We start from the raw sequence: 425 nt of genomic DNA, 5'->3' as shown, positions 1-425 counted from the left end.
ACCCCCTCTCCCCCCCCCCCCCCCACCGCGGCCCGCCCCCACCCCCGCGGGCCCGCCCGGGTCGTTTGCATCCACCCCGCATTCGGCGTAGTGTTCACTGGTCGCTCGGCAGGGAGCACCGGACACGCGTCTGCGCGGACGGTCCCGGAGCGGCCAATCCCTTGAAACACCACTTCCCGGTTCTGCGGCTGGGTCGCGCTTTGTCGCGTCCCTGTGCGAATTCGGTGTGCGCGTTTATATGGATTGCGGCCGGATTCGCCTTTCGGGGCGGGGATCGGCTAAGGTTTGAAACGTCGGAAGGGGCCGCGAGGCGCCGGAGGACAAAGTTTCGAAAGCAAGTCGGGAAAGAGCACGAGCTCGGATCTGATAAGCTGGAGACACGAAAGAGCGAAACGCCCGGAGGGTCCGCTGGAAGGCGGTCCGAA

Source organism: Kitasatospora sp. NPDC059571 (genome assembly GCF_042735675.1).
Taxonomy (GTDB): Bacteria; Actinomycetota; Actinomycetes; order Streptomycetales; family Streptomycetaceae; genus Kitasatospora.
Note: the sequence above shows the minus strand (reverse complement) of the source record.